Origin of the sequence: Streptosporangium sp. NPDC005286, assembly GCF_040607515.1 — a bacterium.
In the GTDB taxonomy this organism is placed as follows: Bacteria; Actinomycetota; Actinomycetes; order Streptosporangiales; family Streptosporangiaceae; genus Streptosporangium.
In genome coordinates this window covers 58,151-66,473 of the sequence record NZ_JBEXGU010000038.1, presented here as the reverse complement: position 1 = coordinate 66,473, position 8,323 = coordinate 58,151, and the positions used below count along the sequence as shown (strand labels likewise).

The following is an 8,323-nucleotide window of genomic DNA, read 5'->3' as shown; positions in this document are numbered from 1 at the left end:
TTTCAATTCCCTTCCGGCAAAAAGACCCCCCCCACCGCCCCGGGCCCGGGGCCCGTTTATTTCCGGCCCGCCGGGGGGGGGGGGGGGGCGGCCCCCCCCCCCCCCGGCACCCGCCACGGCAGGATCCGGTGGGCAGGGCCTAACCGTTGCGTTCGAGCCAGCGCGCGTAGTGGTCGTCGGCGTGTGCGCGGCCCAGGGCCCGGGCGCGGGCCGGCACGCTCTCCTGTGCCCAGCGGTCCAGGCGCAGGGCCATTCCGGTCGCGAAGTTCTCGCCGGCCGGGGTCAGCCGCCCACTGCCGAGCAGGGTGCCGGTCACCAGGTGAGCCGCCTCGCGCCAGCGGAAGAACTCCGAGCTCGCGCGCAGGGCCGCCGCCCCGGTCTCCAGGTGGCGCTGGCGCATCCAGAAGCCGGCCACGCCCAGGAAGGCGTAGGCCCCCTGGAGCAGGCCGGGAATGGGACGGGGATCATCGCGCCAGGGAGCGTAGTAGCGCCTGCCGTCGTCGGGAAGGGTCAGGGGGACCAGGTCGAGCAGGGCCGAGAGCTTCGCGTGCTGCGTCTCGTGGGTCAGGGTGACCGCGAACGTGGCGGCGTCCGGCGGCGTCGACAGGGCCACGCAGCCGTACGTCTCGCCGGATGTCGAGCTCGACTGGCCCCGGGCCGGGGCGACCAGCGGGGTGAGGACCGTGATCGCCGTGACGACCTCATCGGCCACGGCGCGGTGGTGGCGCACCAGCAGATGCCAGGCTCCCTCCAGCGTCGACTGCCAGCGCTCGGTCTCGGCCTCGGTCAGACGCCCGCCGATGTTCGTGGTCTCCGGCATCCGGTACGGGTCGAGGTCGTCGATGACCAGGTGGAGCGGCACGCCGTCCACCTCGGTGGAGAGCGATCGCAGGCCTCTCCACCCGGGAGCGTCCCGGCCCGGGTCGCGCGGGACGGTGACGATGACCCCGTCCGCGGTGACCTCGGCACCGCCCTCGGCACACTCCACCGTGGCCCACGAGACGGTCGGCGACAGGACCGCCTGGCCCAGAGAGGGCAGCGTGACGACCCCCTCCACCGCGGGCACGTCGATGTCGCAGGCCGTGCCCGAACGGATCGCCGCCGCGGCGGCGAGCGCGGCGAGCTGCCCCGGTGCCGCGTCCTCGGCGTGAGCGTCGAGCATCTTGATTGTCCGCCGCGCCCAGGCGCCCACCGAGGGATGGCGCAGAACGGTGCCGACGGCGCCGGGATGACGGCGCTGTACCGTGGCGAGCAGGTCGTAGGCACGGCGGGTGACGGCGGCGTCCGGGTGGCCGTTCGCGCGCGCGGCCTCCAGCACCCCCCGTACGAGAAGCACGTGCTTGCTGTGCTGCGCCGCGGAGAGCTTGGCGACCGCGGCGGCGCCGCCACCGCCGGCGGCGAGCTTGGAGAACACCCCGGCCGTGATCCGGTGCTCACGCAGGTTCATCGTGTCCCTTCCCCGTCGTTTCGATCGAGCCGACAGATCGGCCTCGACAGTGCTCTTGACGTGCTCGATGAGTCGGAGCAGGTCGGGGGAGTAGACGGAGGGGTTGGCGAAACCATGGCCGGAGCGGTAGCGGTGGGCGTACAACCCTCCTCCGCAGATCCGTGACACCGGGCAGGCCCGGCAGGTGGGGCACAGGGCCAGTTCGCCGATCTGGCGGGCGGCGATCGAGGGAAGGAGCAGGGCGTCGTCGAAGGAGTCACGTGTCACGTGCAGCCCGGTCTCGGGGGCTCCCTGGTAGGCCGACTTCAGCACGTCCGACTGCTCGATGCCGCCGTCGGTCTCCACCACCACCATTCCCGCGGGGGACAGGCCTATCTGCTCGCTCGACGACGAACCGCCGAGCAGCACGTGGATGATCTCGCCGAACAGCCGGACCCGGGTGGGCCTGCGCGCCGCGCCGTACCACCGGTCGAAGATCGGGATGAGCCAGTCCGCGTACGGTGTCGTCTCCTCGTGGGGGAGCCGGCCGGCCGGGGGCGCCGACCAGTTGCCGTGCGGGAGCAGGAAGTCGACGGCCGGTGGGTCGAAGGCGAGGAGCGCCTCGTAGACCCCGATCGGGTCGTTTCTGAGGTCGACGGTGCACAGCAGGCCGCTGAAGAGATGCCTGAAGGTGGGCGAGGTCAGCAGCCGGAGGGCTCGGGACACCTCGGCATGGCTGCCGCGGCCGCCTGCGCGCCTGCGGCTGCGGTCGTGCATCGTCTCGTCACCGTCGAGGCTCACCCCGACCCGGATGTCCAGTTCGTCGAGGAGTCGCAGGTAGCTCTCGTCCAGGCGTAGCCCGTTGGTCTGCAGGCTGGCCCTGACCCGGGTGCCGGCGGCCGCCGAACGGATCCGGGTGACGATCTCGCGGATCGCCTCGGGGCCGGCGAGCAGTGGCTCGCCCCCGTGCAGGATGATCTCGATGTCGCGCAGGCCGTGACGGTGGGCGTGCTCGGCGATTCTCGCGGCGGTGGCGGCGACGGTCTCCCGTGACATTTGTTTCGGGCGTGTCAGCCACGACGAATCGGCCATTTCGTACATATAGCAATATTTGCAGGCGAGATCGCACCTACTGTGGATCTTCAGGATGAACTGCCGGAACGGCGTCGGTCTCCAGCCGTCGGCCATCAGCCTGCCGATGTCGAGAGTCGACGGCCACTCGCGCACCGCTGATCAGCCCCCTGATGAGACCACGTTATGTGATGCCCGAAAGATGCTTCCACGATAGATGATGGCCGGCCGCCGTTCCAGAGACGGATGAAACCCTTCGGTCATGTCGCGGAGACCACTATTTGTAAGCCTGGAACTTGACTATTTGGGCAAACTCATGCCAGATAGGAAATGGCGCAAGAGAGGTGTGCCGCGTTTGCCTGAGAAACTTGACCCCATAATCCCGTCACCCAGAAGCGTGTTCCCGGCGACGCTCGATGTCAGGGGATTGCTGGAATCAGGGTGGCGACCGGCGGCTTTCCGGCAGTTCATCTTGAAGATCCACAGCAGGTGCGACCTCGCCTGTCGCCACTGCTACGTCTACGAGATGGCGGACCAGTCCTGGAGGGCACAGCCGAGGCGCATGTCGGAGGCGATCGTCGACCGCACGGCGAAGCGCATAGCCGAGCACGCGCTCACCCACGAGCTGGCCGAGGTGGAGGTCGTTCTGCACGGCGGTGAGCCCCTTCTGGCCGGGCCGGATCTCATCTCCTACGCGGTGCGCACCATCAGGGGGGCCGCCGCCGACGTCGGGACCCGCGTCCACGTCGGTGTGCAGACCAACGGGCTGCGCCTGGACGAGAGCTACCTGCGGCTCTTCGACAGCCTGGAGATCCGGGTCGGGGTGAGCCTGGACGGCTACGCGGAGGGTCACGACCGGCACCGGCGCCACGCGGACGGCAGGGGAAGTCACGCGAAGGTGGCGGCCTCGCTTCGCAGGCTGACCGGCGGTCCCTTCCATCACCTGTTCAGCGGCCTGCTGTGCACCGTCGACGTCCGCAACGATCCGCTGGCGACCTACGAGGCGCTTCTGGAGTTCGATCCCCCGGCCGTCGACTTCCTGCTCCCGCACGGCAACTGGTCCACCCCGCCGCCCTTCCGCGTTCCGGAGGCGGGGGTGACACCGTACGCCGACTGGCTCATCCCGATCTTCGACCGCTGGTACGGATCGGCCGCCGACCAGACGGAGGTCCGGCTGTTCCGCGAGATCATGCGCCTGCTGACGGGAGGCGCCTCGCGCAGCGAGACCGTGGGACTCTCACCCGCCCGGATGGCCGTGGTGGAGACCGACGGCAGCATCGAGCAGTCGGACATCCTGAAGTCCAGTTACCACGGGGCGGCCGCGACCCGCCTGCACCTGCTCCGCGACTCCTTCGACGCCGCGCTCACCCACCCGTCCATGGCGGCCAGGCAGATCGGCGAGCTCGGGCTGGCACCGGTCTGCCTGGCCTGTGACATCCACTCGGTCTGCGGCGGCGGGCTGTACGCGCACAGATACAGCGAGGCCGCCGGCTTTCTGGGACCTTCGGTCTACTGCCCCGACCTGTACCGGCTGATCACCCATATCCGCACCCGGCTCGCGCGGGATGTCGCCAGGCTGAAGGGAAGCCGATGAGGCACGGTTCGCAGCAGGTGTCCGACAAGACGTTTCTCACGCTGGCGGCCGGTGAGGGCGGTGCCGGCGCCGTGGCCGAGCTGCGGGCCGCGCAGCGCGCCAGGAACAGGGTGCTGGTGCGAGGTGTCGTCGGCGAGGCGCGGTCGGCCGGGCATCCCGGTGCCGCCCTGGCGATGCGCGCCTACGGCCTGCTGGCCGATCTGGAGGGGCAGGCGGACGAGGAGGTCGAGCGCCTGCTGAGGTATCCGGCGGTGGGGGCGTGGGCGTGGCGGACCTGCCGGTCCCTGCGGAGCGGGGATGACAGCCGCGACGATCCCGCGCAGCTGGGCGCACTGGCCGTGGTGGTCGCGGTGCGGGCCCGGGTCCGGTGCCGGGTCCGGTTGCCCGTCCGCGACGGCACGATCATGCTGCCGTCCCTGGGGCGCCTCACTCTCCCCGCCGGTGCGCCGGCCATGGTCGACGTCGAGGTGCGGCCGGACGGGGACGGCGCCGAACTCGACGCCGGCGGCCTGACGGTCCGCGTCGACCCCCCGGGCGACCGGCCCGGCTGGCAGGCGCTGCACGGCTGGTCGGTGATCCCGGGGTTCGACCTGGTCGTCGACGACCTCGACCCGTACCGGTGGCCCGTGGAAGAGGTCACCGAGCCGCGGCTCGGCCGCGAGCGGCTCCGCGAGTGGCGGGCGCACCTGGACGACGCGTGGCGCGTCCTGACCGCCCACCACCGGCAGGTGGCGGAGGAGGTGAGCTCCACGGTGTCGGTGCTCACCCCCGTCAAGGCGCCGGACAGGGGGCAGAACAGCGCTTCCACCCGCGAGGCGTTCGGGACCGTCGCGATGTCCGACCCGTGGCACGGCCTGGGGCTCGCCGCTACGCTCGCGCACGAGATCCAGCACGCGAAGCTCACGGCGCTGACCGACGTGATCCCGCTGACCCTGCCGGACGACGGCAGACGCTACTACGCGCCCTGGCGGGATGACCCGCGCCCCGCCTACGGGCTGCTGCAGGGTTCGTACGCCTATCTCGGGGTGGCGGAGTTCTGGCGGAGGCAGCACAGGTTCGAGCGGGACGCCGAGGCGTTCCGGGCACGTGTGGAACTCGCCCGGTGGAGGCGGGGCGCCTACCAGGTCACCGGCACGCTGCTGGCCAGCGGGAGCCTGAACGAGCGCGGAGAGGAGTTCGTGGCCTGCATGAGGAGAACCCTCGAAGAGTGCGTCGCCGAACCGGTGGACGACCTCGCGGAGGCACAGGCCCTCCGCGAGGCGGAGCGGCACCTCGACGCCTGGCGGAGGCGCAACACCTGACCCCGGCGTGATCAGATCGGCGGGGGGTCGAAGTCGCAGTCGATGCGCCGGCCCTCGCTCGCGAGGATGGCGTCGGGGTGGCCGGCCTCCAGGGGGCGCTCATACTGCCGCATCGTGTCTTGGTACAGCAGCTCGGCCTCCTTCTCCGCGCCGGCGGCTCTCAGGTCGAGGACGAGGTTGCCGGCGCAGGCCAGGCTCAGGAAGTGGTTCTCGCCGAAGAGCTTCCGCAGCCTGTCCAGCGTCTCCCTGCCGAGCTCGCACGCCTGGGTGAACTCTCCCAGGATCGCCAGGTCCGTCTGGAGGCTGATGGCGCACGTCAGCGGGTAGTGGTGCTCCCTGCCGACCTTGGAGATCAGGCCGCGCACCGCCTGCTCGTTCAGCCGGCGGGCCGTCTCGACCTCGCCGCGCAGGCGGTGCAGGATCGCCAGGTTACCGCCGCAGGCGAAGCCGTAGGGGTGCTCCTCGCCGAACACCCGGGGATACAGCGCGACCGTCCTGTTCGCTATCGCGAACGCCTCGTCGAGGTCACCGGTCACCCGCAGGGAGTTGGACAGGTTGATCGCGGCCGCCATCGTGTCGGCGTGCTCGTCTCCGAAGAGCCGCTGGAGCCGGGTGTGCGTGTCACGCGCGAGCTCCAGCGCCTCGGAGACCTCTCCGGCCCGGCGCTTGGCGATCGACAGGTCCTTGGCCGTCAGCAGGGTGAAGTGATGGTCGAGCGTCAACTCCTGGACGCCGTAGGCGTAGGCCTCCTCGCCCAGGTCGCAGGCCTCGGTGTAGTCGCCGCAGAGCCGTACCGCCCTGGCCAGGCCGTTCCAGGACAGCAGCAGGGTGCTCTTGCCGATGCCTCCCATCGCGTCGCTCATCTCCAGGTACGTCTCCTGGTGCAGCCGTCGTGCCGCCTTGTAGTCACTGGTCAGCGCGTAGTCGAGAGCCAGGCTGTTGAGCACGCGCAACGTGGCGGGGTCGCTGGGGCCCCGGTTGGCGATGTGGGCGTCCCGGGACTCACCGTCCAGCTTGCGGGCGGCGGCGAAGTCGCCACGGGCCCGCAGGGAGGCCCCGTACCCGTTGGTCGTCAGGAGCGTCTCGCGGTGGTCGGGGCCGAGGATGGCGCGCATGTCGTCGAGGGTCTGGTGGTCGACCTCGTACGCCGCGGCGTACTGGCCGAGCGCCCGCAGGACATTGCCCAGGTGCCGGTGCGCGACGAGCACGTCCAGGTGCTTCGGCCCGCTGACCTCGGTCCATCTCCGGATGAAGCTGGTGAGGAAGGAGTGGGCCGACTGGTAGTTGCCCGACATGTACAGGTAGCGGACCACGTTGAGGGCGAACTGCCTGGCCGCGGGGTCCGTGCACTCCTCCAGACCGGAGGGGGTGACGTGCGCGACCAGCTCCTCGAAGCTGCGCCACCTGTCGGTCTCGTCGGGGTCGTTCGGGGCGCTGCCGGCCAGCAGCACGTGCACCTCGTGCCGGATCTCCGTCTGATCCTCTTCCGGCAGGTCGTCACGGAGCAGCGCCTGGATCAGCCGGTGAACCTGGATCGTGCGGGTGGTGGGCTCGATCCTGGCCAGGGCGAAGCGTCTCAGCTCGCTCAGCGCCGTGGCGAGCAGGATCGGATCAGAAAGGATCTTGCTGAGCCGGGGAACGACGGCCTTGTTGCCCCTGCGGAAGACGTCGCGCGGAATGGGCTCGGGGCCGAAGAAGGCACAGCATCGCAGGAGTGTGATGGCCTCGGGGAGGCGGTCCTGCAGGAGCGACACCGACACCTTCCAGGCCGCCGTCATCGACAGCGGATACCCCGGCGCCCTGTTGACGCCCAGCAGCCTGTTCGCCTGCTCGCCGAGCTGCTCCAGGTACTCGTCGACGGACATGCCGGTCTCGTACTGCAGCGCGCCGGCCTGCTCCAGCGCCAGCGGGAGGTCGCCGAGCTGCTCGGCCAGCCGCGAGGCGTCGTCGTCGGGAACCTCCCGGCGCAGGCGTTTCTTCAGGAACGCCACGCTCTCCTCGCGGGTGAAGACGTCGACCTGGAGGGTCTCGAAGTGGTCCTCCCACTTGGGGTTGCGCGAGGTGATCAGGACGTGACCCGGCCCGCGCGGGATGAACTCCTCGACCTGTCCCGGATCCTCGGCGTTGTCGAAGATCAGCAGCCAGCGGCGGTAGGGGTTGCCGTTCTGCAGCGTCCTGCGCACGGACTCGGCGGCCTCCTCGACACCGGTGGCGGAGGCGGGAGGCAGCCCCAGGTGGGGGGCCATCGCAGCCAGCGCGGACGGCACCAGCACGCGCTGGTCGGCGGGGATCCACCAGACGAGGTCGTAGTGCGACCGGTAGCGGTGGGCGTACTCGATGGCCAGGTGTGTTTTGCCGACACCGCCCCACCCCTGCAGTGCCTGGGGCTGGGGCACGACGGCGGTGACGGTGCTGATGCCCTGGCGGAGCCTGACAAGCAGGTCGTCCCGCCCGGTGAAGTTCCTGTTGCGGGGCGGCACCTTCTCCCAGACCTCGGGCTGCCGTTCCGGCACCGTGTTCGCCGCGTGTGAAAGCTCCACCACCTCGGGCCTCCGTTTTTTTAGCCAAAGGGATCGTACGGTCATCCTAAAGGTTGATTCGGCGAGTGGGGTATTACAGAATCGCATAGTAAGAAGAAAGCGGCCTGGATACTTTCGAAAGGGACGTCGTTTCACATTTTTTAGGACGTCCCAAACCCGGGCGGTGGTCGAGGCCGGATCCGGAGCGATGTAAGGGGAGCACGTATGCGCGATGACGGCTCAAGATCAAACATTTTCGTCGACCTTGGAGGCCTCTCCCTGGAGATGCTCGGTGAGATCGAGGACCACTCCCTGCGGAGGGCGCTGGAGCCGTTGTTTCTGGAGACGGCGGAGCCGACGGCCGGATTCACCAGCTCGATCTGAACGGTCACCCTGCCGTTTCACGCGGGTC

5 protein-coding genes are annotated in these 8,323 nt (G+C 69.9%); 3 read left to right on the top strand and 2 right to left on the bottom strand.

Annotation, left to right across the window (positions count from 1 at the left end; translation table 11 throughout):
• Nucleotides 1-139: 139 nt before the first annotated feature.
• The gene (locus tag ABZU75_RS16745) at nt 140-2,614 is read right to left on the bottom strand and encodes an FxsB family cyclophane-forming radical SAM/SPASM peptide maturase (protein ID WP_355554801.1); all 2,475 of its coding nucleotides are present in this window, start codon (nt 2,612-2,614) and stop codon (nt 140-142) included.
• 229 nt (nt 2,615-2,843) lie between these two features.
• On the opposite strand from ABZU75_RS16745, the gene ABZU75_RS16740 reads away from it, so the two are divergent.
• Nucleotides 2,844-4,091 (top strand): FxsB family cyclophane-forming radical SAM/SPASM peptide maturase, encoded by a 1,248-nt coding sequence (locus ABZU75_RS16740; protein ID WP_355554796.1) that lies wholly within the window; start codon nt 2,844-2,846, stop codon nt 4,089-4,091.
• Entirely contained in the window at nt 4,088-5,392 is a 1,305-nt protein-coding gene (locus ABZU75_RS16735; protein ID WP_355554794.1) for an HEXXH motif domain-containing protein, read from the top strand. Before ABZU75_RS16740 ends, ABZU75_RS16735 begins: the two co-directional genes overlap by 4 nt.
• 11 nt (nt 5,393-5,403) lie before the next feature.
• Here ABZU75_RS16735 and fxsT read toward each other — a convergent pair whose 3' ends face one another.
• The gene (gene fxsT / locus ABZU75_RS16730) at nt 5,404-7,935 is read right to left on the bottom strand and encodes an FxSxx-COOH system tetratricopeptide repeat protein (RefSeq protein WP_355554792.1); all 2,532 of its coding nucleotides are present in this window, start codon (nt 7,933-7,935) and stop codon (nt 5,404-5,406) included.
• A 201-nt stretch (nt 7,936-8,136) separates the two neighbouring features.
• On the opposite strand from fxsT, the gene ABZU75_RS16725 reads away from it, so the two are divergent.
• Nucleotides 8,137-8,295, top strand: coding sequence for a hypothetical protein (locus ABZU75_RS16725; RefSeq protein WP_343977558.1), 159 nt, complete (start codon nt 8,137-8,139; stop codon nt 8,293-8,295).
• The last annotated feature ends 28 nt before the right edge of the window (nt 8,296-8,323 follow it).

Excerpts from the sequence above, each read along its gene's own strand:
- ABZU75_RS16745 (WP_355554801.1), bottom strand. The coding sequence starts at position 2,614 with ATGGCCGACGGCTGGAGACCGACGCCGTTCCGGCAGTTCATCCTGAAG.
- ABZU75_RS16735 (WP_355554794.1), top strand. The coding sequence starts at position 4,088 with ATGAGGCACGGTTCGCAGCAGGTGTCCGACAAGACGTTTCTCACGCTG.
- ABZU75_RS16725 (WP_343977558.1), top strand. The coding sequence starts at position 8,137 with ATGCGCGATGACGGCTCAAGATCAAACATTTTCGTCGACCTTGGAGGC.